This is a genomic window from Acetobacter estunensis, assembly GCF_019083805.1.
GTDB lineage: Bacteria > Pseudomonadota > Alphaproteobacteria > Acetobacterales > Acetobacteraceae > Acetobacter > Acetobacter estunensis_A.
Map to the genome: position 1 here is coordinate 317,626 of NZ_JAHRDV010000001.1, position 25,398 is coordinate 343,023.

General features: G+C 60.4%; 25 protein-coding genes and 1 tRNA gene. 18 read left to right on the top strand and 8 right to left on the bottom strand.

Going from position 1 to position 25,398, the window contains the following annotated elements:
- Positions 1-30 precede the first annotated feature (30 nt).
- Together KUA11_RS01610 and KUA11_RS01615 are read left to right on the top strand one after the other, a co-directional pair.
- Positions 31-104 (top strand) — tRNA-Gly (locus KUA11_RS01610).
- A gap of 133 nt (positions 105-237) precedes the next feature.
- Positions 238-657, top strand: a complete 420-nt coding sequence (locus KUA11_RS01615) for an alcohol dehydrogenase (RefSeq protein WP_217408839.1) — start codon at positions 238-240, stop codon at positions 655-657.
- A gap of 75 nt (positions 658-732) precedes the next feature.
- Here the strand turns inward: KUA11_RS01615 and KUA11_RS01620 are convergent, their stop codons facing one another.
- Positions 733-948 (bottom strand): DUF1653 domain-containing protein, encoded by a 216-nt coding sequence (locus tag KUA11_RS01620; RefSeq protein ID WP_254454598.1) that lies wholly within the window; start codon positions 946-948, stop codon positions 733-735.
- A gap of 145 nt (positions 949-1,093) precedes the next feature.
- Here KUA11_RS01620 and KUA11_RS01625 point away from each other — a divergent pair, with 145 nt between their 5' ends.
- A complete protein-coding gene (locus KUA11_RS01625; RefSeq protein WP_408744132.1) occupies positions 1,094-1,669 on the top strand; it encodes a hypothetical protein in 576 nt (191 codons plus the stop codon).
- A gap of 16 nt (positions 1,670-1,685) precedes the next feature.
- Here KUA11_RS01625 and KUA11_RS01630 read toward each other — a convergent pair whose 3' ends face one another.
- Genes KUA11_RS01630 through KUA11_RS01645 form a run of 4 tightly spaced genes read right to left on the bottom strand, consistent with a single transcriptional unit; the run spans position 1,686 to position 4,710 of the window.
- Positions 1,686-2,645, bottom strand: a complete 960-nt coding sequence (locus tag KUA11_RS01630; RefSeq protein WP_254454596.1) for an alpha/beta hydrolase — start codon at positions 2,643-2,645, stop codon at positions 1,686-1,688.
- A gap of 32 nt (positions 2,646-2,677) precedes the next feature.
- On the bottom strand, positions 2,678-3,940 hold the full coding sequence (gene murA / locus KUA11_RS01635) for a UDP-N-acetylglucosamine 1-carboxyvinyltransferase (protein WP_217408836.1): 1,263 nt from the start codon (positions 3,938-3,940) through the stop codon (positions 2,678-2,680).
- Positions 3,941-3,943: 3 nt separating this feature from the next.
- The gene (gene dcd / locus KUA11_RS01640) at positions 3,944-4,498 is read right to left on the bottom strand and encodes a dCTP deaminase (protein WP_217408835.1); all 555 of its coding nucleotides are present in this window, start codon (positions 4,496-4,498) and stop codon (positions 3,944-3,946) included.
- On the bottom strand, positions 4,498-4,710 hold the full coding sequence (locus KUA11_RS01645) for a hypothetical protein (protein WP_166313391.1): 213 nt from the start codon (positions 4,708-4,710) through the stop codon (positions 4,498-4,500). Before KUA11_RS01645 ends, dcd begins: the two co-directional genes overlap by 1 nt.
- 211 nt (positions 4,711-4,921) lie before the next feature.
- Between KUA11_RS01645 and KUA11_RS01650 the strand changes: the two genes are divergently transcribed.
- From KUA11_RS01650 to KUA11_RS01660, 3 genes are all read left to right on the top strand, one after another.
- On the top strand, positions 4,922-5,122 hold the full coding sequence (locus KUA11_RS01650) for an entericidin A/B family lipoprotein (protein WP_254454595.1): 201 nt from the start codon (positions 4,922-4,924) through the stop codon (positions 5,120-5,122).
- 50 nt (positions 5,123-5,172) lie between these two features.
- Positions 5,173-5,565, top strand: a complete 393-nt coding sequence (locus KUA11_RS01655; protein WP_217408834.1) for a hypothetical protein — start codon at positions 5,173-5,175, stop codon at positions 5,563-5,565.
- Between the two features lie 289 nt (positions 5,566-5,854).
- Positions 5,855-8,455 (top strand): cation:proton antiporter, encoded by a 2,601-nt coding sequence (locus tag KUA11_RS01660; RefSeq protein ID WP_217408833.1) that lies wholly within the window; start codon positions 5,855-5,857, stop codon positions 8,453-8,455.
- Positions 8,456-8,799: 344 nt separating this feature from the next.
- Here KUA11_RS01660 and KUA11_RS01665 read toward each other — a convergent pair whose 3' ends face one another.
- Positions 8,800-10,455 (bottom strand): purine-cytosine permease family protein, encoded by a 1,656-nt coding sequence (locus KUA11_RS01665; RefSeq protein ID WP_254454594.1) that lies wholly within the window; start codon positions 10,453-10,455, stop codon positions 8,800-8,802.
- 195 nt (positions 10,456-10,650) lie between these two features.
- On the opposite strand from KUA11_RS01665, the gene KUA11_RS01670 reads away from it, so the two are divergent.
- The 11 genes from KUA11_RS01670 (at position 10,651) to KUA11_RS01725 (ending at position 19,716) form a co-directional block, all read left to right on the top strand.
- Positions 10,651-11,571: a LysR family transcriptional regulator gene (locus KUA11_RS01670; protein WP_217408832.1), complete on the top strand. Its 921-nt coding sequence runs from the start codon at positions 10,651-10,653 to the stop codon at positions 11,569-11,571.
- Between the two features lie 132 nt (positions 11,572-11,703).
- Positions 11,704-12,771, top strand: coding sequence for an agmatinase (gene speB, locus KUA11_RS01675; RefSeq protein WP_217408831.1), 1,068 nt, complete (start codon positions 11,704-11,706; stop codon positions 12,769-12,771).
- Between the two features lie 72 nt (positions 12,772-12,843).
- Positions 12,844-13,668 (top strand): urease accessory protein UreD, encoded by an 825-nt coding sequence (locus KUA11_RS01680; RefSeq protein ID WP_368040901.1) that lies wholly within the window; start codon positions 12,844-12,846, stop codon positions 13,666-13,668.
- 45 nt (positions 13,669-13,713) lie between these two features.
- Positions 13,714-14,016, top strand: a complete 303-nt coding sequence (locus KUA11_RS01685; protein WP_166313397.1) for an urease subunit gamma — start codon at positions 13,714-13,716, stop codon at positions 14,014-14,016.
- Entirely contained in the window at positions 14,000-14,344 is a 345-nt protein-coding gene (locus tag KUA11_RS01690) for an urease subunit beta (RefSeq protein WP_217408830.1), read from the top strand. Before KUA11_RS01685 ends, KUA11_RS01690 begins: the two co-directional genes overlap by 17 nt.
- Positions 14,341-16,047, top strand: a complete 1,707-nt coding sequence (ureC, locus tag KUA11_RS01695; RefSeq protein WP_217408829.1) for an urease subunit alpha — start codon at positions 14,341-14,343, stop codon at positions 16,045-16,047. The genes KUA11_RS01690 and ureC overlap by 4 nt, the downstream gene beginning before the upstream one ends.
- The gene (locus KUA11_RS01700) at positions 16,047-16,559 is read left to right on the top strand and encodes an urease accessory protein UreE (RefSeq protein WP_217408828.1); all 513 of its coding nucleotides are present in this window, start codon (positions 16,047-16,049) and stop codon (positions 16,557-16,559) included. Before ureC ends, KUA11_RS01700 begins: the two co-directional genes overlap by 1 nt.
- The gene (locus KUA11_RS01705) at positions 16,552-17,247 is read left to right on the top strand and encodes an urease accessory protein UreF (protein WP_217408889.1); all 696 of its coding nucleotides are present in this window, start codon (positions 16,552-16,554) and stop codon (positions 17,245-17,247) included. Before KUA11_RS01700 ends, KUA11_RS01705 begins: the two co-directional genes overlap by 8 nt.
- Positions 17,244-17,858: an urease accessory protein UreG gene (ureG, locus tag KUA11_RS01710; RefSeq protein WP_217408827.1), complete on the top strand. Its 615-nt coding sequence runs from the start codon at positions 17,244-17,246 to the stop codon at positions 17,856-17,858. Before KUA11_RS01705 ends, ureG begins: the two co-directional genes overlap by 4 nt.
- 147 nt (positions 17,859-18,005) lie before the next feature.
- Complete coding sequence (locus tag KUA11_RS01720) at positions 18,006-19,208, top strand: porin (protein ID WP_254454593.1); 1,203 nt, start codon at positions 18,006-18,008, stop codon at positions 19,206-19,208.
- Positions 19,209-19,275: 67 nt separating this feature from the next.
- Complete coding sequence (locus KUA11_RS01725; RefSeq protein WP_254454592.1) at positions 19,276-19,716, top strand: hypothetical protein; 441 nt, start codon at positions 19,276-19,278, stop codon at positions 19,714-19,716.
- Here KUA11_RS01725 and KUA11_RS01730 read toward each other — a convergent pair whose 3' ends face one another.
- Together KUA11_RS01730 and KUA11_RS01735 are read right to left on the bottom strand one after the other, a co-directional pair.
- Positions 19,717-20,601 (bottom strand): response regulator transcription factor, encoded by an 885-nt coding sequence (locus KUA11_RS01730; protein ID WP_217408826.1) that lies wholly within the window; start codon positions 20,599-20,601, stop codon positions 19,717-19,719. It abuts the gene before it with no gap.
- Positions 20,598-23,912, bottom strand: a complete 3,315-nt coding sequence (locus KUA11_RS01735; RefSeq protein ID WP_217408886.1) for a hybrid sensor histidine kinase/response regulator — start codon at positions 23,910-23,912, stop codon at positions 20,598-20,600. Before KUA11_RS01735 ends, KUA11_RS01730 begins: the two co-directional genes overlap by 4 nt.
- 138 nt (positions 23,913-24,050) lie before the next feature.
- Here KUA11_RS01735 and urtA point away from each other — a divergent pair, with 138 nt between their 5' ends.
- Positions 24,051-25,391, top strand: coding sequence for an urea ABC transporter substrate-binding protein (gene urtA, locus KUA11_RS01740; RefSeq protein WP_217408825.1), 1,341 nt, complete (start codon positions 24,051-24,053; stop codon positions 25,389-25,391).
- Positions 25,392-25,398: the final 7 nt, after the last annotated feature.

Sequence of the window (25,398 nt, forward strand, 5' to 3'; positions counted from 1 at the left end):
TTGAGCCGGGAGGCTTATAAGCGAAGCCATGCGGGTGTAGTTCAATGGTAGAACGGCAGCTTCCCAAGCTGCATACAAGGGTTCGATTCCCTTCACCCGCTCCAGCGCCTTATTACGAAGTCCTCTCTAAATTGTGACCTCCTGTTCATCCCCTGTGGAATGGCTCCATGCCCTGCAGTGCGTTGCGTGGCGGGATTGCTTGGAGCAACATGCGGGCAAAGCAATCAGGAGCTTTCGATGATCCGTTTTTCCCTTCGCGCCCTTGCCGTTGCCACAGCGATTGCTGGTGCGTCGTCTTTCTCGTTCACGGCGGCCAATGCTGCCGAGCCGCCGGCTCCGACGGCTGGCAACCCGCCGTCGGCCGTGGCTTCGGCAAGTGATGTGGCGGCTGTCTCGCCCGCCAATCTGGCTGGTCTGCTGAATTACTGCATCATGACGGACCATATTTCGCATGAAGATGGCGATGCATTGCAGACGACGGTCAACGAGAAGACCAATGCCGTGCCCACCGACCAGCGTGGCAACATGGACTACGCTGTCGGCTCATCGGGGCAGTTCGAAATCAATGGCCAGCGCTCCACCATCACGTCACTTGAGCCCGACGCGCAGGGCCGTGTCTGTGGCGCCGTGCTGACACGCGCGAAGACGATCCAGTAAGTTCGGATTTCAATCTGTGTGAAAAGGCTCCGGAGCAGTCGTTCCGGGGCCTTTTTGTCTGGCCGGAAACTGCGGCTATTCGGCCACAGGGGCAAATCGCTGTTGGTCTCCGACGCTTTCCAGCCACATGGAAAGTGGGCGCACCCATAGCGTCTGATGGGTTTCGCTGCGATAAACGACCAGCCATTCTTCCGTCTCGCTGTGACGGGCCAGATGCAGGACCGTATACAGCCCGCCCTTGTAATGCCGGTACAGACCCGGTGGCAGGGCAGGGGGAGCATCGGATGTCATGGTGGTCCTTTCGCTGGATGGCGCGTTCTTTTCGCGCATTGGCCAATGAATGCACAGGAGTTTTCCGGTTTTGTCTCTGTCCCCGTTCATTTCCCGTTCTGCCGTCCTGCCGTCCACTCCGGTATCGCGTGCCGCCTGTGCCATCATGGGAATGCTCGGACTGGTGACATTCACGCTGCCGCCCGCGCAGGCCGCGACAGCGACCACGCATCATCGCGCCACGCATCGGCATGCGACGACGGCGGCTTCGGCGTCCGGTAATCCGGTGATCCTGACCTCCCAACCGGGCACGGAACTCGACAAGCAGGCGCGTCTGCTCAATGCCGAGGATATCGCGACGTCACGTCGTCACAAGGAAGAGCCGCTGGTCCTGATCGGCTCGGCCTCTCTTTCCACGCGCAAGGGGGAATCCGCTGCCCTGTTTGTGGAATTGCAGTCGGCAGCACTGTGCGGCTCGGCCGGTTGTTCGGCGGATGTCTATCTTCGCCAGAAGGGGGAGTGGGTGAAGATACTTGATTCCGTGAGTGGCGAGATTTCCGTGCTACCCACCAGTCATCGGGGCATGCATGACCTGATGATCGATGGCACGGACAAGTGGGTCTGGGACGGCTCGACCTATCAGGACACGATCGGGGCCGCGCCGATCGGCAATCTCCGCGGAGAGATCGAGCAGTTCCAGGAACAGAAGTCAGCTCATAAAAGTTCGACCAAAGGTCACTGAGCAGCACCGGCGTTCGTCAGGGATACATGGCCTGCCGCATCGCCTCGATGCGGCGGCTCATCGAGCGCTTGGTGATGGCCGCTCCGGTTTGAAGCTCGAAGGCGTGAAACGCGCCGGGAAAGACATCCAGTTCCACCGAAACGCGCGCCCGGATCAGCCGCAGCGCGTAATCGAGGTCTTCATCGAGGAACAGATCGAGCGTGCCCACACCGATATAGGCAGGCGGCAGATCGGCCAGACTGCTGGCGCGTGAAGGAGCGGCGAAAGGCGAGAGAGCCGTACCTCCCGGTTCCTGCCCAAGATAACAGCGCCACCCGAAATGGTTTTTCTCCCGTGTCCAGAGAAACTCGCCGGTCACGGGATTTGGGGAGGTGGCTGTGACCGTGCGGTCATCCAACATGGGGTATTGCAGGTTCTGGAAGGCCAGTGTTGGGCCGCCGCGCTGACGGACCAGAAGGGTCATCCCCGCAGCCAATCCACCGCCAGCACTTTCCCCGGCCACGCCAATGCGGGCGGGATCGATGCCAAGCGTCTCGGCGTTGTCTGCAGCCCATTTCAGGGCAGCATAGCAGTCATCCAGCGGCGCGGGAAAAGCGGCTTCAGGGGCAAGCCGGTAATCGACCGAGATCACCACGCAATCGAGTTCGTGTGCCCAGCGACGCAGCAAAGGCAGCATGGCCTCCGGCGTGCCCATGACAAAACCGCCACCATGAATGTGAAGGATGGCCGGTCGTGGAGAAAGCGCGGGGGGGGCGGTTGGGCGAGACACCAGCACGCGCACAGCCGGGTCATCGGCCAGTCCCGGAGCCTGCCGCACTTCGGTTGTGACGGAAAGAGTGTCCCGTTGCATGGGCGGCGGAACACGGCGGGCACGCGCGGCCTCAAGCGTGTCATCGTTCAGGATTTCCGGCGGGTCGAGCCGGTCCAGAAGCGGCAGAAGGTCCGGGTCCACGAGAGAGCGCGTGCTGATCGTCATGGAAGTCCTCCTGCCGTAATCTCGTGTGAAGCTCAGTCCTTCACACGTTCGATGTTCGCGCCACAGGCCGCAAGCTTCTTTTCGACGGCTTCATAACCACGGTCGAGGTGATAGACGCGGCTGAGGATCGTCTCGCCCCGGGCGGCAAGGCCTGCGAGAATGAGCGAGAAGGAGGCGCGCAGATCGGTCGCCATGACGGGGGCACCGGACAGAGTGTGCACACCACGAATGATGGCCGACGAGCCATGAACATTGATGCGTGCGCCCATGCGGTTGAGTTCCGGCACGTGCATGAAGCGGTTCTCGAAGATGGTCTCGGTGATCATCGACGCGCCTTCGGCCACGGCAAGAAGCGCCATGAACTGTGCCTGCATGTCGGTTGGGAAACCCGGATACGGCTCGGTCATGATGTCGATACCGCGCAGCGCACCCGTACGGCGCACACGCATGCCGTAGGATTCCTGCGTGACTTCCACGCCGGTTTCCTCCAGCGCGCGCACCACGGCGCCCAGATCGTCCACGCGGCCGCCGAGGAGTTTCAGGTCGCCCCCCGTGATGCCGGCGGCGCAGGCATAGGTGCCGCATTCGATGCGGTCCGGCATGATCCGGTGTTCCGCACCGTGCAGCGCTTCCACGCCATCGATGACGAGGGTACCGGTGCCCGAGCCTGTAATGCGTGCGCCCATGCTGTTGAGACACGCCACCAGATCACCGATTTCCGGTTCGCGGGCCGCGTTGACGATCTCGGTGCGCCCCTTGGCCAGTGTCGCGGCCATGAGCAGATTTTCAGTGGCGCCCACGGACGCGAATGGCAGGACAATGCGATCGCCTGTCAGCCCCTTGGGGGCTGTGGCGTTGATGTAGCCACCTTCCAGCCGGATTTTCGCTCCCAGAGCCTCCAGCCCCTTGAGGTGCATGTCCACCGGGCGCGTGCCGATGGCGCAGCCTCCGGGCAGCGAGACGCGAGCTTCTCCGCATCGGGCGAGCAAGGGGCCGAGGACGAGGATGGACGCACGCATCTTGGAGACGATGTCGTAGGGCGCCTCCGTACTGGTGATAGAGCCGCCAATGGCATAGGCGCTGCCGTCGCCGTTGAGGTCTTCCACGTTTATGCCGAGCTTGAGGAGCAGGGCCCGCATGGTGACAATGTCGGCAATGCGTGGGACGTTGGTCAGGATCAGGCGGTCATTGGTGAGCAGGCCCGCCACCATGAGCTTTAGGCCCGCGTTCTTCGCGCCGCCAATGGTGATCTCGCCGTGAAGGGGCTTTCCACCCCGAATGATGAAACGGTCCATGCGTCAGAGCCTCGGTGTCGTCACGCCGTGCTGGCGCATATATTTGCCCGCGCGGTCGGCGTAGCTGGTTTCGCAGGGCGATGCGCCCTGAAAGAAGAGGAACTGACAGATACCTTCATTTGCGTAAATGCGCGCGGGCAAAGGAGTGGTGTTGCTGATTTCGATCGTCACCTGTCCTTCCCATTCCGGCTCCAGCGGCGTCACGTTCACGATGATGCCGCAGCGGGCATAGGTGGACTTGCCAAGGCAGACGACCAGCGTATCGCGCGGAATGCGGAAATATTCGATGGTGTGTGCCAGTACGAAGCTGTTGGGTGGGATGACGCAGACATCGCCCTTGCGCGACACGAAGCTGTCGGGACTGAAGCATTTGGGGTCCACGATCGCGCCGTTGACGTCGGTGAAGATGCGGAAATCATCCGCCACGCGGGCGTCGTAGCCATAAGAAGACAGGCCATAGGAGATTACGCCGTCGCGTTTCTGGCACTCCACAAACGGTTCGATCATGTTGTCTTTGAGTGCTCTCTCACGGATCCATGTGTCAGGCATGATGGGCATCAGGGTGTCTCCGGGGCGTGAGAGGCTGGCGTAGGGGAAGGTGCTGTGTCGGCTTGACGCGCGCGGGCCTGTTCCTTGCGGCGTTTCAGGTTGGCCCGCAGAGCGGCGGCCTCATCCGCTCGTCTCTGTTGCAGTGCAGCTTCGGCCGCAGGCGTCAGGGAAGGCGAATGGGTGCGGTCTTGGGCTGTGCGGTCGTCACCGGCGGGCGGCATTCCAGATTCCCGTGTGAGAGGGCGGCGTTGGGAGAGCCGCTCCGAAACATGTCATCAGTGGAGGCGGTTCTTATAACACCCGCGGCAGGACTGCCAGCATGCTCGGCGCAATTGCTTCCTGAACGCGCGGCCAGAAGGGTGTGAGGCGTGAAACTCTGAACAGATACATGCGTTTGGACTGCGTATCGAGTTTGTAAAAGGTAAGAGTGACATGGGGAACGGTTCAGGTATGCGTGGCATCAAGCGGGTTGCAGGAGCGATGCTGGCATCCGCCATGATGCTGGGGTTGGCGGGCTGCAACACTGTCGCCGGAGCCGGACGGGATGTGAGTTCCGTCGGTCATAACGTGTCGCGTGGCGCAACGGCGACGCAGCAGGGTATTTCGAATGCCACAGGTAGTTCGACGCACTGAGGGGCTTAACGCTTCCGCTCAGCCATTTTTTGAATGAAGGAGTGGACGGTGTGGGAGAAAGTGGAATGCGCGGGTGGATCAAGAGCTTGATGCCAACTGTGGCGGTCTTGGGAGGCTTTTTTGTCCAGACGACCTCTGCACAGGCGGCTCCGCCGTTTTCGGTGCACACTGTTGCCGCTCAGGACGCAGAGGAAGCGGAAGTCGATCGTCTGAATACCGCCCAGATCGGCACTGCCTATAAGGGGCCGGTGTATTATCCGGGGCAGCCCATTCCTCCAGCTCATCCCGTGCAACTGGAAAATCAGGGGCAACCGGCTTCGATCGGCAGTCTGCCTGCGCAGTCACCCACAGTCGCTCCGAAACCGGTCGCTGGAAGCAATTCCTATCACGGGGCGCTGTATTATCCTTCTCAGGCTTATCCCGCTCTTCCTTCCGTCCGGTAAGCCATCGGATATGCAGCGAATGCTGTTTTTGCGGGACGTCGGTGCTGTCTGTTTTGTCGCATGGGGGTGACGTTCGGGCATTGGAGCGGTGAGGAGAGCGGTCACCCATTTCTGACTTTTGAGAATGGCATGAAAGCGGGGTTTTCCGGCTTTCCGGGCTGGTTTCTCAAAGGGGGAAATGCCACAAGACTGCCTGAATGAATCCATATCTTCAGAATGATATGCTCAAAGGCGGGCGTTGCGGTTTCGTAATGGCGAATCGCGGTGGGAGACGGAAAGGGGCGACCGAATGGAAGTGACGGGTCTGGCGGCAGTACTGCTTGCGACAGCGCTGCTGCTGGTGATCGTCAGTGCTGTCCAGCCGGTGGCCCGCCGGCTGGAGGTCTCGGAAACGGTTCTTCTGGCGCTTGTCGGCATCGTGATCGGCGGCGGCGCGGATCTTGTCATCCGCAGCACCTACACGGATCGGCTGGCCGGGGTGGCAGGCAGCGCAATCAACGGTGTAGCGGAGACGCTGCTCGATTTTCCTGTCAGCAGCGAAGTCTTCCTTCTGGTGTTCCTGCCTGTCCTTGTCTTTCAGGGGGCGCTGGTCATTGACGTGCGCCGTCTGGCGGATGAGGCGGCAACCGTGCTTCTGCTCGCAGTCGTGGCGGTCATTGTCTCGACCGCCACTATCGGGCTGGCGCTGCTGCCCTTTGCCCAGATGCCGCTGATCGTATGTCTGCTTCTCGGCTCCATCGTGGCGACGACCGATCCGTCCGCGGTGGCGGGCATCTTCCGCGATATCGGGGCGTCGGCTCGCCTGACCCGTCTGGTGGAAGGCGAAGCCCTTCTGAACGATGCCGCTGCCATTTCCATTTTCGCGGTGCTGCTGGATGCGGTGACATCGCACCAGACCATCCATGTCGGCAGCGTGGCGTTGTCTTTCGTCATTTCCTTCGTGGGTGCGATTCTGGTGGGCATCGCAGGCGCGCGGCTGATGCTCTACATGATCGCTGTGCTGGGAAATGCTCCCGCCGCCGAAACCACGCTGACAGTGGCGCTGCCCTACATTGTGTACATTCTCTGTGACGAGGTGATCGGCATTTCCGGCGTCGTGGCGACAGCAGCGGCCGGTCTGACGCTGTCTCTTTACGGCCCCTCCACGTTTCGGCCGCAAACATGGCGGTTCCTCAATGAACTGTGGCAGCAACTGGTGTTCTGGGCCGGGTCGCTGGTGTTCGTGTTGGCGTCGATGCTGATTCCGCGTCTGCTGGTGGGCATGACGCGCTGGGACATCGTGCTGATCTTGATCGCCAGCGTGGCCGGGCTTGTGGCGCGTGGCATGGTCGTGTTCGGCCTGCTTCCTATCCTCGCCATGACGCGGCTTGCCCCGCCGGTGCCCACGCCCTTCAAGGTGACAATGGTGTGGGGTGGTTTGCGCGGCGCGATCACGCTCGCTCTGGCTCTGGCCGTGACCGAGAACCAGCACGTTTCCACCCCGGTCGCGCACTTCATCGGCATCATCGCGACGGGATTCGTGCTCATCACGCTGCTGGTCAACGGCACGACGCTGCGCTCGGTGGTTCTGTTCTTCCGGCTCGACCAGCTTTCGCCCATGGATCAGGCCCAGCGTCATCAGATTCTCAGCATCGCGCTTGAGAAGGTGGCGGGAAAGGCGAAGGAAGCGGGTGAGGAACTCGGCTTTTCTGCGGATGCGACGCGCTCGGTGGTGGATGCGCTGGAAGTGCGCAGTCACGAGGAGCAGTCGGTCAACACCTTCGACACCGATCTGGGGGACCGCCAGCGCATCACGCTCGCGCTCATCACGATTGCCAATCAGGAGCGCTCGATCCTGCTGGATCTGTTCCGGATTCAGGGACTGTCGCGAGCGGTGATGGAAAACCTTCTGCGCACGGCGGATGCGATGGTAGATGGCGCGCGGCTGGAAGGGCGGTTCGGTTACACGAAGGCTTTGCGTCGCCGCCTTCAGCCGTCGCTGAAGTTCCGTATCGCGCAGGAAATCCACAATCGCTTCCATTACGACCGTCCGCTGATGAGTTGCATGGCGGAACGGTTCGAAATGCTGATGGTGGCGCATCTCGTGTCCATCTCGCTCAACCGTTTTCTGCAGGAACGGATGGAGCCGATGCTCGGTTCCCGTGTGAGCGAGATCGTGGTTGAGATTCTAGCTCGGCAGCGCAAGATGCTCAACGAGGCACTGTCCACCTTGCGTCTGCATTATCCGGGTTATGCCGAAGCGCTTGAGAACCGGATTTTTCGCCAGATTGTGCTGCGGCTGGAGAATCAGGAGTTCGACACGTTGCACTCGGAATCTCTCATCAGTGATGAGTTGTTCCGAGAACTGCATCGTGATGTGGAGCGTCGTCGTCAGCGGCTGGATCGCCCGATGACGTTCAATCTGCGCAACAATGTCGAGGCACGTCTTCGCCATGCTGCGGTTTTCGAGGGGCTGCCGACTGCGGCCCTGCACGATCTTGCGATGACCACCTCGTTGCGTTTTCCTTCGCCGGGGCAGGTCATTCTCAAACGCGGGCACAAAGTTCATTCGGTCTTTTTTGTGAGCGCCGGTCTGGCGGAGATGCATCTGCCCGAACAGGACATCCGATATGGGGCGGGCGATCTGATCGGTGCGACCGAGGCGATGGAAAATCGTCCCATGCCGGGGAGCGTGCGCGCTCTGCGTTTCAGCCATATGCTGGTGATCTCGGCGGCGCGCTTTGCCCGATTGATCGAGGATTATCCGGTTGTCCGCGCAAACCTGCAAAAGCTGCGTTTTCAGGCGGAGGAAAAGGAACCCGATCCGGAGAATATGGACGGGACCGATGAGGAGGCTGCGGATGCTTCCATCATGCTCGACAGCAACCTGTCACAGGTTGGGAGAGAGTAAGCTCCCTGTGTGGTGAGGGATGGGGGGATCATTTAGGTGAAAATGTCGCATCACTGGATTTCAGATTTTTCTGAAAATTTGTGAGCAGAGGGAAGATAATACGTCTTCCTTCATGACCATGTGCCGATGAAAAACATGAGGCCACGGGCGGAAGTGCAAGACGCGCTTCCAACCCGCAGGTGAGTAACGTGCCACGCATTGACGGTTAGTCGGAAAGAGATGGTGGGAGCGACCGACTGGTTGGCACAAGCCTCACCGAGCCACGCTGATTGTCTTAGACAAAAAGAAGCAAAGCATCTGTGACGCTCTTCATAAGGTAAAGCGCCACAGATCTCGTGTCCGGTTTACCCGACAGGTAGAGCCATCTCTTCGGGAAGAGCCTCGTGTAATGGCAGAGTGCGTAGATCGGCCTCACTTTGGACGATGGCAGTTTTCTCGGCTTGCAAGTCAATGGAGCGGCTCATCAGCGCATAGGCGGTGCCCGCCACGACCAGTCCGACCAGCCAGCCGATATCCACGTCCCCAAGGGCTTTGGCGATTGGACCTGTGTAGAGACCGGGCAGCACAAAGAACGGCACAGTGGCGAGAAAGCCGAGCACATAGGCCGCAATCCCGCGCCATTCCCAGTTTCCGTAAATGCCGCCGGGAATGAACAGGTTGGTGATGGCGTAATGCCCGCGACGGACCAGGAAATAGTCCACGAGATTCACGGCTGTCCACGGCACCAGCAGGTAGAGCATGATGGTCAGTGTGGCGAAGAGAAGGTCGATGGCATTGTCCGGACAGAGCAGCGAAATCCACGTCCATGCCACGGCAAGGATCACAAGGGTGACGATGCGCGCGCTGCGTGTGGGGCGCAGCGGGAAAAAGGCATCCACGCCCGTCAGCACGGTCAGCATGCAGCTATAGGCGTTCAGGCCCATCGTTGCGATCATTGCACTGATGGAGCCGAGCGCCATGAGTGCGCCAAAACCGGGCAGGATGGCGTTTCCGGCATCGTGCAGAGCCACCAGACCGTCGGACGCGCCCATGCGGGTGGCCAGCCAAGCGCCAAGAATGATGAGCCAGATGGCGGAACTGGAAGCGCCGAACATCACCGCCATGATGATGGAAGCAGGCCGTGTGTTGCGTGGGAGATAACGCGAATAGTCCGAAACATAGGGCGCGTAGGTGATGTTGTAGCTTGCACTGGCGGCGATCTGGCCGACGAACGCCACCCATGAAAATCCGCCCAGAGTGGGTGTCGTGCCGCCTGCGTGGCCGGTGAGGATGGCGATGGTAAGAATGGTGTAGAGCGGCAGACAGGCGATGAAGCAGAGCTTGAAGATCCGGTGCAGCCAGTCATGACCGTAGATGGCGAGAAGTGTGGCGGTCACGGTCAGGACAAGACCCACAACGGTTGCGTTCCATCCGAAAATGCCGTGCAGCCCGCCTGAAACGAGCACGACATCCACCACGTTGAAGCCAAGGAACGTGACGAGTGTGCCCAAAAGCACCAGCGTCACACCACGATAGCCGAACTGGGCGCGGGACTGGATCATCTGGGGCAGGCCGAGTTCCGCGCCCTGCGAGGCATGGAACGCCATGAACAGCGTGCCGAACAAAATGCCGATGACCGCCGCCAGTGCGGTGTAGCCCAGTGATAGGCCCATGCTGGGACCGACAAAACCGATGGCAATGGTGAAGAACTGAAAGTTGCCGAGAAACCAGAAAGGCCCCTGATCGGCGACACGACCATGCCGCTCGCTTTCGGGGACATAATCGATGGAGCGGGCTTCTATGCTGCTCAATCCGAGGGAAGCGCTGCGGTCACGCTCTGCGCTGGCGGTGGTCATACTAAGGGTCTCCGCGGTTGGCGCGTCATGAAAAAGGAACGGATCACCCGCATCGGGTGACAACGGATCGACCCGGATCGATGTTTCGGGGCGTGCGGGGGTGCCCAGGTTGCGCTGTGTCATGTGAAAAGCGAGCGGGCGGCCCATGGTCATCTCCCGTGTCATGACATGTCCGTGGAGAAAGCATCATGATGCCTCACCATATTGCGATGTCGCAACGACAAATCGGGCATACTGGCGCTGATGTGTCATAATCCGAGAACGTGTTCCTTGTGTCGTGCGACGGTAGGGGCTTCGCGTTGACAGAAAGAATGTCGAATCTATGATCCTTGCATTGATCTCAATCGATGTTGAAGGCCAATGCTGGGCGCTCTGAGCGATCTTGATCTGCGGCTGATCCGCGTTTTTCTGGCCATTGTGGACGCTGGTGGCATCTCCATGGCGCAAGGCACACTCAATGTTGGGCAATCCACAATCAGCACTCAGCTTGCCACGCTGGAAACACGGCTGGGATTCCGGTTGTGCGAGCGGGGGCGCAGCGGCTTTCGACTTACTGCCAAGGGGGAGCGGTTCGAGGCGCTGGCGCGGGATCTGATCGGTGCGGTGGAAGAGTTCGGGATGCAGGCCCGCAACATGGACCGCAAGCTGGTGGGCAATCTGCGCATCGGCATGATCGGGCACACGCCGTTCAGTGAAAACAGCCGCATCAGCCATGCCATCGCCCGTTTCCGCAAGCGCGATCAGGCTGTGCGGATGATCGTGACCGTGTGCTCACCCGGTGCGATGGAAGAGCAATTGATGAATGGCGAACTGGACATCGCCATCGGCTATTTCTGGAACCGGAGCGCCAATCTGCATTTCACGCCGCTGTTTTTGGAGCGGCAGGTGGCCTATTGCGGCAGTAAGCACCCACTGTTTGGGCGGGCAGACAGCGTGACAATGGACGAAGCGTGGGAGTGTGAGTGGGCCTGGCGCAGTTACCCATTGCCAGACTCATTGTTTTCCGCGCCTCCGCGTCACGTCACGGCGATTGCGGACAATATGGAGGCACTGGCGATGCTGGTGCTCTCAGGGCATCATCTTGCGTTCCTGCCTCAGCATTTCGCGCAGACCTATGTTCGGCAGGGATTGATGGCGCCTCTGGCACCTCGGCAGTTGCATTATGAAGTGACGTTTTCGGTGGTGACTCGTCAGAGGCGACATGTCAGCGAGATCGCGCGTGCCTTTCTGGATGATCTCGCCATGGTGCATCTAGAGACCCCACCTGTGGTTTCCGCCTGATACGTTGATCGGAATCGAACTGAACTTCCATACGTGCGGATTTTTCCCGATGTGTTGCTGTGGTGGAATGAATAAGAATGAGGGCGTTTCCCGACGCTCATCCGCTCACCTCTCATCTGGAGATACGGTGCTATGAACGAGACGAAACTTGCCGAACTGCGCAGGAAGTATGGTGGAGCGTCCGGTAGCCAGATCTTCGATCCCGAGTTCCGCGCCGTAGCGGAAGGGCAGTTCTCTGCTGGCCGCGGGCGCTCCAAGCCCTATTCCGGCGTGCAGACCTTTCTTGGGTTGCCTTATATGCCCAACGCTGCGTCCTCGCCGGACTTCGACGGGTTGGATGTGGCCGTGGTGGGTGTGCCGATGGATCTGGGCGTGACCAACCGTTCCGGTTCACGCTTCGGACCACGCGCTGTTCGCGATATCGAGCGGATCGGTCCGTACGAGCATGTGCTGCACCGCCAGCCTGCCGCGCTGTGCAAGGCGGCGGATATTGGCGATGTGCCATTCCGCAGCCGCTTCAGTCTGGAACAGTCCCATGAGGATATTCAGGCGTTCTATAAGCCGCTTGTGCAGGCGGGCGTCATTCCGCTGTCCGTCGGTGGCGATCATTCCATCAGCTATTCCATTCTCAGGGCTGTGGGCGCAGAGCGTCCGGTTGGCATGGTGCATTTCGATGCCCATTGCGACACGAGTGGAGATTACGAAGGCGCGAAATTCCATCATGGCGGCCCGTTCCGTCATGCCGTGCTGGAAGGTGTGCTGGATCCGGCGCGATGTGTGCAGATCGGCATACGCGGGTCTTCGGAATATCTATGGGAGTTTTCCAAAGATTCCGGCATGACCGTGATCCATGGCGAAGAGGTGCCGCATCTCGGGCCAAAGGCGATCATTGAGACGGTGCGTCGCGTGGTGGGCGAAGGGCCGGTCTATGTCACCTTCGATGTAGACTGTCTGGACCCCGCTTTCGCGCCCGGTACAGGCACGCCGGAAGTGGGCGGCCTCACCACCCGGGAGGCGCTGGAGCTTCTGCGCGGTCTGGATGGGCTGAACATTGTGGGTGGAGATGTGGTGGAAGTCGCACCGCAATACGACACCACAACGAACACAGCGCAGGCGGGCGCGCAGGTGCTGTTTGAACTCTTCAGCCTGGTTGCCGGACGTTTCCCGGCGGCCCGTAGGGATCACGCGCCCACTACGTGATTTTACGCAACGGTGGCAGCCGCTTCCGGTTGTAGGCTGGGTGCGGCCACCGCAGACAGGACATCTGAACCAGTGACGACAACACTCCAGCGCGCACGAGGACGGTTCGGGCTGGAGGTCAAGGCTGACGGCAGCCGTACGCGCATGGCCGATCTGGAGCAGAGAGGCTGCTGTCGCCTGCTGTTTCCGCGCATCACGGGCGCGGGCATGGAAGCCGCCACCGTCAACATTTCCGGCGGCATGGCGGCGGGGGATCGCATTGAAGGTCGTCTCATATGTGGTGAGGGGACGGACCTTCTGGTCACATCACAGGCAGCAGAGCGGATTTATCGCGCCCGCCCCGATGACGGGTCTTCGGAAGTTGAGGTTGCCTGTCGCATCGCGCCGGACGCGCGGCTGGAATGGCTGCCGCATGGTACCATCTTTTTCGATGGCAGCCAGTTGCACCGCCACATGACGGTGGAGATGGCGCCCTCTTCCTCATTCCTCTTTCTGGAAAGCCGCATTTTTGGTCGTACGGGTTCGGGTGAGCATCTCACGCGACTGTCGGTGCGTGACCGTCTTTCCGTGCGCAGAGATGGGCGGTTGATTCTTGAAGATACGCTCAAGCTGGAGAGTGATGATGTCACCGCGCTGCTGAAGCAGGCGGCGGTCGCGGGCGGTAATGTGGCCGTGGCGACGGTCGTGCTAATCGCGCCAGACGCCATGACGCTTCTTGATGCCGTACGCGCGCGACTTCGCGAACCGGAATGTGCCGGTTTCGCGGCCTCCGCCTGGAACGGGATGCTGGTGCTGCGCGGACTTGCGGCCGGTGGCTGGGCGTTGGACGTGGCGTTGCGTCATATTCTGCCGCTTTTGCGGGAAGGACGCGCCCCGCCTTCCACATGGCGGTCGTGAGGGTATAGGCACAATGAAACTGAGCGGAAGGGATTGTATCGGGTCATGAAGCTTACTCCCCGGGAAAAGGACAAGCTGCTTATCTCCATGGCGGCGATGGTGGCGCGTCGGAGACTGGAGCGCGGTGTCCGCCTGAACTACCCCGAAGCCGTGGCGCTCATCACCGATCATGTTGTGGAAGGTGCGCGTGACGGATTGAGCGTGGCGGAACTCATGGCCAGCGGTGGTCGTGTGCTGACACGCGAGCAGGTCATGGCCGGTGTGGCCGAGATGATTCACGATGTGCAGGTGGAAGCGACGTTTCCCGATGGCACAAAGCTGGTGACGGTGCATGACCCGATACGCTGATCCTCTTCCCGATGGCGCGGTGCCGGGGGAAATCCTCGTGGCAGAGGGCGATATCGCTCTCAACGAAGGCCAGCCACGCCGCACGTTGCGCGTGGTCAATTCGGGTGACCGGCCTGTGCAGGTGGGCAGCCACTATCATTTCGCCGAGGTGAATCCAGCGCTTCTGTTCGACCGTGAGCAGGCGCTGGGCTGGCGTCTGGATGTGCCCTCCGGTGGGGCCATTCGTTTCGAGCCGGGACAGGAACGTGAGGTCACGCTGGTGCCGTTCCGGGGCTTGCGGCGGGCGGTCGGCTTTCGGGGTGATGTCATGGGGAGTGTGGATAAATGACGCGGCTTTCCCGGCATGATTACGCAGGCCAGTTCGGCCCCACGACCGGAGATCGGGTGCGTCTGGCCGATACGGCGCTTCTGGTGGAGGTGGAGAAAGATTTCACCATTTATGGAGAAGAAGTGCGCTTTGGTGGCGGAAAGACCATCCGTGACGGCATGGGGCAATCGCAGGTCACGCGCGCGGATGGGGCGGCGGACACTGTCGTCACCAATGCGCTGATCATTGACCACTGGGGTATCGTCAAGGCGGACGTGGCGTTGCGGGACGGGCGGATCGCGGCCATTGGCAAGGCGGGCAATCCGGATATTCAGCCGGGTGTGGACATCATCATCGGGCCGGGCACGGAAATCATCGCGGGTGAGGGGAAGATCCTTACGGCGGGGGGTATCGACAGCCACATTCATTTCATCTGCCCTCAACAGATCGAGGAGGCGCTGGCTTCAGGCGTCACCACCATGCTGGGCGGCGGCACGGGGCCGGCCACCGGCACGGCGGCGACCACCTGCACGCCGGGCCCTTGGCATTTGGCGCGGATGTTGCAGGCAGTGGAGGCGTTTCCGGTCAATCTGGCGTTTGCGGGCAAGGGCAATGCTTCGCGCCCGGATGGGCTGGAGGAAATGGTGCGCGCGGGAGCGTGCTGCCTGAAACTGCATGAGGACTGGGGCTCGACCCCTGCGGCCATCGACAATTGTCTGAGCGTGGCGGATCGCATGGATGTGCAGGTGATGATCCACACCGACACGCTCAACGAGAGTGGCTTCGTGGAGGACACCATCGCCGCGTTCAAGGGGCGCACAATCCATGCGTTTCACACGGAGGGCGCGGGCGGTGGTCATGCGCCCGACATCATCCGTGTGGCGGGGCTACCGAACGTGCTGCCGTCCTCCACCAACCCGACGCGGCCCTATACGATCAACACGCTGGATGAGCATCTCGACATGCTCATGGTGTGTCATCATCTTGACCCACAGGTGCCTGAGGACATTGCGTTTGCGGAGAGCCGCATCCGGCGCGAGACCATCGCGGCGGAGGACATCTTTCACGACATGGGCGTGCTGTCGATGATGTCCTCAGACAGTCAGGCCATGGGGCGTGTGGGTGAGGTGCCGTTGCGAACGTGGCAGACGGCGCACAAGATGAAGCTTCAGCGCGGCGCGTTGCCGGGCGATGGCGCGGCGGATAACGCCCGCGTGAAACGCTACATCGCGAAATACACGATCAATCCGGCCATCTCGCATGGCCTGTCGCATGAGGTCGGTTCGATCGAAGTGGGCAAGCTTGCTGATCTTGTCTTGTGGGAACCCGCGTTTTTCGGTGTAAAGCCCGATCTGGTCATCAAGGGAGGGGCTATTGTCTATGCCATGATGGGCGATCCGAACGCCTCCATTCCGACGCCGCAGCCTGTGCATGGGCGCATGATGTTCGGGGGTTATGGCGGGGCGCTGACGCACACCAGTCTGACTTTTGTCTCACAGGCGGCACTTGAAGATGACATTGGGCAGAAGCTTGGGCTGAGAAAGCCTCTGTCGGCCGTGTCCAACGTGCGTGGCGGCATTGGCAAACGCAGCATGATCCACAACGACGCGATGCCGCATATCGAGGTCGATCCCGAGACGTACGAAGTCCGTGCGGACGGCGTGCTGCTGACCTGCGAACCTGCCGAAATCCTGCCCATGGCCCAGAGGTATTTCCTGTTTTGATGACCCGTGTGATCGAGATTCTACCAGCAGGAAGCTGGGATGTTGCGCAGGCGGTGGATGTGTTCGCCGCCGATTACGAAGGACGGCATCGTAGGCGCATGATGCTGGGTTTGCGTTCAGGCGAGAAGGTGCTGCTGGAGCTTGAACATGCGCGCCTGCTTCAGGCCGGTGACGGATTGAAGCTCGACGATGGACGCATCGTGCGGGTGGAAGCGTTGCCGGAAAAGCTGATGGAAGTGACGGCGCATGATCCGCTGCATCTGATGCGATTGGCATGGCATCTGGGAAACCGGCATCTTCCGGCGGCGATCTATGCGCATCGTATCCTCGTGCGGCAGGATCATGTGATCGCCGACATGATCCGTGGACTGGGTGGCCATGTGCATGAGGTCGAGGCGCCGTTCGATCCAGAAAGCGGGGCTTATACGGCGCGTGCGGCTTCCCACGATCACACTCATGGTGGAGAGCATTATCACCATCATGGGCACGGTCATTCGCATTCCCATGACTGACAGACATGGCGGGACCGGTTCGACGGACGGGGCGGATTTCCTGCGTCTTCTGTCATGGGTTTCTCCTGCTTTTCCCACAGGGGGGTATGCCTATAGCCATGGGCTGGAATGGGCGGTTGAGCAGGGCGATGTGCGCGATGTGGACACGCTGATTGCGTGGGTGAGTGCGCTGCTTCGGCATGGAAGTATCGGTAATGACCTGATTTTCCTGCGTGTGGCGTGGGAGGCGGCGCATGACATGACGGCGTTGCGTCCTATTGCCGATTTTGCCTGCGCCTGTGCGTCTTCGCGGGAACGCTATGAAGAGACGGTTTATCAGGGTGAGGCTTTTCTGAAGGCGTCGGATGTGTGGGACGTAGTCCCGACAAAAGCCGAACTTGCCGGTGTACGGTGGCCGTTGCCGGTCGTGCAGGGGCTCGTGTTTCGTCGTGGGGCGGTGGCGTGTAAGCAGGCGCTGCTGTCGGGTGGGTATGCCGCAGTGGCGGCCCTTGTTTCTGCCGCCGTGCGACTGGTGCCGCTGGGGCAGACGGATGGATTGCGCGCACTTGCGCGGTTGGAAGATGTGCTGCTGGAAGCGGCACAGGACGCGCTGACCCGGACATTGGAAGACGTGGGAAGCGCGTGCTTTTGTTCCGATCTCGCGGCCATGCATCATGAAACTCAGGAAACGAGGCTGTTCAGGACATGACAAAGGCAAAGCACGGTCCACTGCGTGTGGGTATTGGGGGACCAGTAGGCACCGGAAAGACGGCGCTGATGGATGCGCTGTGTCGCCGGTTCCGCGATGATTACAATATTGCGGCCATCACCAACGATATTTACACACGTGAGGACGCGGAGTTCCTCACACGCGCCGGGTCGCTGCCGCCCGAGCGCATCATGGGCATCGAGACGGGAGGATGTCCGCACACGGCGATCCGTGAGGATGCAAGCATCAACCTTGCGGGTATTGCGGAACTGACGGATCGGTTCGAGGGGCTGGATATCGTGCTGGTGGAGAGCGGCGGTGATAATCTTGCGGCCACTTTCAGCCCCGAACTTGCCGATCTAACCATTTATGTCATAGATGTTTCGGCAGGCGACAAAATCCCGCGCAAGGGTGGACCGGGGATTACGCGCAGCGATCTTCTGGTCATCAACAAGATCGATCTTGCGCCCTATGTCGGGGCCGATCTTGGCGTGATGGACCGTGACAGCCGCCGCATGCGTGGGGAGCGGCCCTTCGTGTTCTCCAACATCCGCGCAGGTGAGGGCGTGGAAGACATTGCCCAGTTCATCATTGAGCAAGGCGGGCTCTGAAACATTCGTTGGAGTGATGGGGTGTTTTCATCACGTCAGCGGAGAAATGTCCGTCTCTAAGTAATTTCACGCATCCCGCGATTACGATTCGTTTTCGTAATGTTTCTCCTGTCGCCAACTGGTGACTGCGGCCACGGGAGGATGTTCATGATTGCGCTTGCGTCGCGGTTCTCGATGAGCCGAAAAGAAAACCTGCTCAGGTGCGGAAGTATTCTGTCGATTTGTGCCGCGTTCAGCGCGTTGGCTCCCACAGAGTCACGCGCTGCTGTGACGGTCAATTTTGGCAAGGACCAGTTCTTCACACTGGGTGTCGGTGTGAGAGCCCAGTATCTCAGCAAGGATCCGGCCGCGACGCCGAGTAATTCGAGCGCTGCGAGCGCAAGCGATTTTCGTGTCTATATGGGTGCGCAGTTCCACAAATACGTCAAGGCGACGCTCAATCTCGAGCGGCTGCGCGATGGCAACTGGAACGTGCTCGACGGCATCCTTCAGGTCGAACCGTGGAAAGCTTTCAATGTCTGGGGCGGTCGGATGCTGACTCCGAGTGATCGCTCCAATCTCGACGGGCCATACTTTCTCAGCACCTATGCTTTTCCCATCGTGTCCCAGTATCCCGGCGCATGGTCCGGCCGTGACGATGGTCTTGCGGTGTGGGGCAAGCTGATGAAGGATCATTTTCGCTACGTTGCGGGTGTCTATCGGGGCCATAACTGGCAGCGCGATGCGTCCAACCGAGGCGAGCATCCTTTGTTTGCAGCCCGTCTGGAATACAATTTTCTCGATCCCGAACCGTCACCTGCCTATTACACGGCCAGCACCTATTACGGAAAAGCCGACATTCTTGCGATCGGTCTGGCCGGTCAGTACGAAACCGATGGCGTAGGTACGGCGCAGCAGAAGGGTGACTACAAAGCCTGGAACATCGACGGTCTGTTCGAGAAGAAAATCGGTCCTGACGCGCGCTACGGTGTCTATACTCTGGAAGGTGCGTATTACCAGTATTACACCGACGGCGTGAAAGACATCGCGGCGGGCCACGGGCAGCGTTCTCCCGATTATGGCAATGTCGGCGGCATTAACGACGGCACGGCGTTTCTGGCCAGTACGGCCTACCTGATCCCCTACAAGCTTGGCTGGGGGCGCATCCAGCCGCTGGTGCGTTATCAGCAGTTCCGTTTCAAGAAGGATATGTACGGGGCGGGGCATCCGAAAACCACACAGTTCGATGCCGGCGCGAACTATGTGATGGATGGTCACAATCTGCGCTTTACCTTCGATTACGTGCGCTACAAGCCGATGGGCACGCGGGCCTCGAACGCCTTTCTTCTGGGCATGCAGTTCCAGTACTGACGCCAACCGACCCGAGGACATCACTTGACAGGCGTGCTGATGCGGACAGCCGCCGGGAGACATTGGAATGTTGATCTTGAAGCCCCGGATCATGTGCGGACTGGTTTTTCTCACCTGCGGTGTCGCCGGAAGCGCGGCGCATGCGGTGGAACCTCCTCTCGACACTCTCGATTGCCGCCATCTGTTTGTCGAGGACGTGCGGTTATCCGATCAGTTGGACGTGGTAAAACGGAAAGAGGCGGCGGATGTGGCGGCCGGCACGGCTGAGGAAGATCAGGGATTTTACGTAAAGTTCGATCCCGTGCCGGGTGTCGGCATCATGAAGGGAATGACCCTCTCTCCAGCGGGCAAGCCCATCCGTCAGGATACCAACGAGATGGGACGCGACGCCCTGCAGGCGCGGTTGCTCTCGGTGCGCCATGTGGAGCAGAACAAGTTGTGCCCGGAAGTGGGCTCTCCTGCGGAGAAACGCACCACCATCCTCGACGATCAGGTGCGCGGGCAGTAATTACCTTTCTCCAAGCAGGCGCGAGGCCGTGGCCGCTGCTGCGGCCCGCGAGCTAAGACCGGTCTTGTTGTAGATTTGTTCGATGTGTTTATCGATCGTGCGCGGGCTGACGGTGAGGATGTCCGCGATGTCGCGGCTGGTCTTGCCCCGTGAGATCCACAGCAGCACTTCGGCTTCCCGCCCGCTCAGTCCCAGTCGCGCCTGAAGCAGTCGCTCCGGATGGAGGGAGTGACTGGCCAGACGCAGGAGCAGTTCGTCGTCATTAATGGCGCCGACAAAAGTGAGTGTCAGTTCGTCCTCGCTCGTGCTTTCGCGTAGCATTACCGAGCCGGGGGGCGGCAGGCTCGTTCCTCGCAGGAGGGCGGCAAGCGCTCCATCGGGGATTTTGTCCAAAAGCTGTGCGGCATGGGGCGTGGTCCACAGCATATCGCCCGCGCGGCTGACAGCGAGAAGAAAACGCCCCGCGCTGTCCAGAGCGCCATGGGCCGCACGGATGCGGGAGGCTGCTTCGATCCGCACGCCGATGCGCGCCAGAACTTCTTCCAGCCGCAGGGGTTTTGTGACGTAGTCCGCAGCCCCCAGCTCGAAAGCGCGGATCACGTGTTCGGTCTCGGTCAGGCCGGTCATGAAAATGATGGGCGTGTGGACCAGCCGTGTGTCGTGGCGCAGAGCCTCACACACGTCCCACCCTGTCATGCCGGGCATCAGCGCGTCCACCAGAACCAGATCGGGCACACATCGGGCCACAACTTCAAGCGCGGCCGGTCCCGACTGCGCGAGCAGCACGTCATAACCGCCATGGGTAAGATGTTCATCCATCAGGCCAAGAACAGCGGGGTCGTCATCAATGACAAGGACGGTCTTGCGAGTGGGAGCGTTTGTCATGGAAGGGGAGCCTCCAGATGGTGGCGCAGGGCTTCAAGTTGATAGGACGTGACCAGTTTCAGGAGCGGAGCAAGAGCCGGTTCCAGTTCCGGCCGGTTTTGCTGCATGGTCGCCAAGTGTTCGCGAAGCTGTTTGAGGTTGCCGCCATTCAGAGAGGAGAGAAGCGTCTTCCGTTCCGCAGCAGAAAGTTCGGCGGTGGATGGACTCACAGGTGTTGGGATGAGGGAAGGACTGACAGTCTCGGGAAAGACCCACTCCAACTTCAGTATACGCCCGATTTCTTCAATCAGAAGCGTCAGGTTCACCGGTTTTCCCAGAACCGGGCAGTCATCGAGCGAGGGCACATGTCGGTTTGCGCTTTCCACCAGATTTCCTGTGAGAAACATCAGCGGTAGATAAGCAAACGGTCCCTGTCGTATGCGCAAAGCAAGATCGCGCCCGTCCATGCCGGGCATTGAAAGATCGAGCAGCAGCAGGTCCGGCTGAACATGAGGTAGCGTGTCGAGACATGTTACGGCGTTTTCGGCTTCTTCGACGGTGAAGCTGCATCGTTCCAGAATCTCGCGCATGATCTGACGGTGCTGTCTGTCGTCGTCTACGACGAGGATTGTGCGATGTGGTCCCTCATATCCACAGGGAAAGGCGGGCAGACGCGGTAGGAGTTCCACCTGCCGGTCCGGCAGCATCAGCCTCACTCTAAAGCGAGAGCCTTGTCCGGGTGTGCTGGTAAATGTCAGTTCGCCGCCGAGGATTTCGGTGAGCAGTTTTGTAATGGTCAGTCCCAGTCCCGTTCCCGGCACGCTGGATGTGGCGGCGGCACGTTCGAACGGCTCGAAGATACGGTTGTGATCTTCCGGTGCGATCCCTGCACCAGTGTCCTCAATGACGAATTCGGCGATCTGTCCCTGCCAGCGTGCTGAGAAAGTCACGCTGCCGCGGGACGTGAACTTCACGGCATTGGAGAGCAGGTTGAGCAGGATCTGACGCAGGCGATGCTCGTCGCATGTGACGACGGCGGGCAGATGACCGGGTTTCCAGACGAAGCGTAGCCCTTTGGCCAATGCCTGCGGGCGGATCATCTGAGCGACGGATTCCAGAAAGATGGGCAGCGCTACGATGTCCGAATGCAGTTCGATCCGTCCCGCTTCGATGCGGGATATGTCGAGCAGACCGGAGAGAATGCTCGTGATGTGCTCACCACTTTCGCGCATGATGTCGAGAGCACGGTGTCGTTCGGACGGAACGCGCGGGTCGTGCTGGAGAAGCTGGATGTAGCCCATGATGGCATTCAGCGGAGAGCGGATTTCGTGGCTGATGCCGCTGATGTAGCGTGTCTTGGCAAGACTTGCGGCTTCAGCCTTCTCACGGGCGATTTTCAGCGCGCGGTCGGTGCGGCGGCGAGCGCGGATTTCGTTCATCAGTAGCCGGGTCTGGTGCAGCGTCTCGCGTGTGGCGGTCCGGCGCCCTTCCTGCGCCATCACCAGCAGCCACGCGCCCACCGCGCAGGCAAGGAACACTATCAGGAACAGACCGTTCCATGCGCGCCCCGTTTGCCATGACAGAACGGCCAGTACAACGGTGACACCCGTCATAATGAGCACAAAGCGGCCTCCGGGTGTGAGCAGAAGGCGGCGGATGCGTGTAGGCAATGCACGCAACGGCGTGGCGAGTTGAGACGCCATGCGCGTGGAAACGGGTTTGCAGCGATCCCGGCAGCGCCCGTCGAGAGAGCAGCACAGCGAGCAGATGGTGCCGCCATAGGCCGGGCATTCAGCCATGTCTTCGGCCTCGAAACTGTGTTCGCAGATTACGCATGCCATGGCGGGACGCGCATTCCATCCAGCGGGCTGCTGGCGGGCAAGATAGGTGCGTCCGCCTGTGATCCACGCAAGGATCGGGGCCGTCAAACAGGCCACTCCCAATGTCATGAAAGGCGCGAAGGCTGCGGTGTGTTCGCCAAGTGCGCCCCACAGTGCTGCAATGCCCAAGGTTGCGGCAAGCCCCCACGCGCCCAGTCCCACGATGTTGAGGTCTGGCAACAGGGCGCGTTTGAACTCCACGAAAGGGGGACTGAAGCCCAGCGGCTTGCAAAAGACGATGTCACCCAGAATGGCCCCGATCCATGCACAGGCCAGTACGGCATAGAGCGTCAGGCCCGTCTGGATCGTGCTGACCAGACCGGCTTCCATCAGTAAAAGTGCTATGGTGACATTGAAGATAACGTAGAACACACGTCCTGGATGCGTGTGTGTCAGGCGGGAAAAGAAGTTCGACCACGCTAAAGAGCCGGCATAGGCGTTGGTGATGTTGATCTTCACCTGTGCCAGCGCGACCAGCATGACGGTCAGAAAGGTTGCGACGGGTGTCGGTGCGAAGGTTCCCCACGCCAGCCAGTACATCAGTCCCGGTTGCACCGCCTGTGCCGGCGTGAATCCTGCGTTCAAGACCATCCACGCGAGAAAGGAGCCTGCCAGCAGCTTAAACGCATCGAACAGCACCCAGCCCGGGCCGCCAAGCACGAGGGCGGTCCACCATTGTCGTCGATTGGCCGCGGTGAGTGGAGGAAGAAAACGCAGAAAGTCGATCTGTTCCGCGCTCTGGCAGACCAGCACGACCATGACGGATGCGGCGCTTCCGATGGCGATGGGATCGATGTGCGGAAAAAGCGGCTCCAGACCCGGAAAATGCGTCCATGCAGGGAGAGCGTCCGGATGAAGGATCAGGAGCACGGCAAGGGGCACCAGATTGAGGAAGAGCCAGAGCGGCTGGGTCGCGATCTGGAAGCGGGCGATGAAGGTGATGCCCCACGTCACCAGCGGAATGATGATGGCGGCGCAGAGGAGATAGGCCAGCCAGAGCGGAACACCCAACAGAGCGTGGAGCGTGCCGGCCAATATGGCGGCTTCAAGTCCGAAGAAAATGAAAGTGAAGCTGGCGTAGAGCAGGGAGGTAATGGTTGAGCCGATATAGCCGAAACCCGTGCCCCGCGTAAGGAGGTCGATATCCAGTCCCGCGCGGGCTGCTGTGGCGGAGAGAGGAAGGCTCACGCAGAAAATGACGATGGTGACGAGAAGAATGGCCAGTGCCGTGTTGGTGAAACCGAAGGCGAGAGTCAGCGTGCCGCCCATCGCTTCGAGCGCCAGAAAAGAGATGGACCCCAGCGCGGTCAGGGCGGCCCGCATGGGGGTGACCGTACGGGCACGCCGTGCCGTGAAGCGCAGGGCGTAGTCTTCGAAGGTCTGGTCGGCGGCCCAGCGGCTGTAGGCCCGGCGGGTGCGCACGATGCGCAGACGGCTGGTGTCGGTCGGCAAGGTCACGTTTTCGGCTGTCCGGATGGCTGCAGACAGTATCGTAACCGAAAAGAACTCCGGCCCATACGCAGGATTGCGTATGGGAAGATGTTTTCTCTTCGGCCGAGAATAGGGGCAGCAGCAAAAGGACCGTTCATCATGCCCGTCACCCTGCCGAATCTTTCCCGTCGCGCGTTCGGACGTCTGGCTCTCGCTTCTTCGGTGGCGGCCGTGGGTGCCGCATGGAGCAGTGAGCGGTCCTACGCGGCGGCGCCCAAGGGCGAGCCGATTAAGGTGGGCATCCTGCATTCGCTTTCGGGCACGATGGCCATCAGCGAGACTACTCTTAAGGATGTCATGCTGATGCTGATTGCCGAGCAGAACCGCAAGGGCGGACTGCTCGGTCGTCCTCTGGAGGCAGTCGTGGTGGATCCAGCGTCCAACTGGCCGCTGTTTGCCGAGAAGGCGCGCCAGCTTCTCTCGGTGGACAAGGTGTCGGCTGTGTTCGGGTGCTGGACCAGCGTGTCGCGCAAATCGGTGCTGCCGGTGTTCGAGGAACTCAACGGCATTCTGTTCTATCCGGTGCAGTACGAAGCGCAGGAGTGCAGTCGCAATATCTTCTATACCGGTGCTGCTCCCAACCAGCAGGCTATTCCCGCCGTGGACTATCTTCTGAGCGAAGACGGCGGTGGCGCGAAACGGTTCGCGTTGGTGGGTACGGATTATGTCTATCCGCGCACGACCAACCAAATTCTCGCGAATTATCTCAAGTCAAAGGGGATCGCGGACGAGGACATTATGGTCAACTACACGCCGTTCGGACAGTCCGACTGGCAGACCATCGTGTCCCAGATCAAAGCTTTTGGCTCGGCGGGCAAGAAGACGGCGGTGGTCTCTACCATCAATGGCGATGCCAACGTGCCGTTTTACAAGGAACTCGGCAATCAGGGCATTTCCTCCACCGACATTCCGGTGATGGCCTTCAGCGTGGGTGAGGAAGAGCTGGCGGGCATGGACACCAAACCGCTGGTGGGTCAGCTCGCGGCGTGGAATTATTTCGAGAGCATCGATACGCCCGCGAACAAGGCGTTCATCAAACAGTGGCATGAGTTCACGAAAAATCCCAAGCGCACCACCAACGATCCGATGGAAGCGCATTATATCGGCTTCAACATGTGGGTTCAGGCTGTCACCAAGGCCGGCACGACCGACCATGACAAGGTGATCGACACCATGATCGGCATCCGTCAGCCCAATCTGACGGGTGGCGTGGCCGAGATGCTGCCCGACCATCATCTGACGAAGCCTGTCTATATCGGTGAGATTCAGGATGATGAACAGTTCTCGGTGGTGTGGAAGACGCCCTCGCTCGTGCCGGGGCAGGCGTGGTCGCCATGGGTGCCGGAAACCAAGGATCTGATCGGAGACTGGAGCCAGCCGATTGCGTGCGGCAACTACAACACCGTGACAAAGACCTGCATTGGCAAGAAGCATGCGTAAGGCCGGA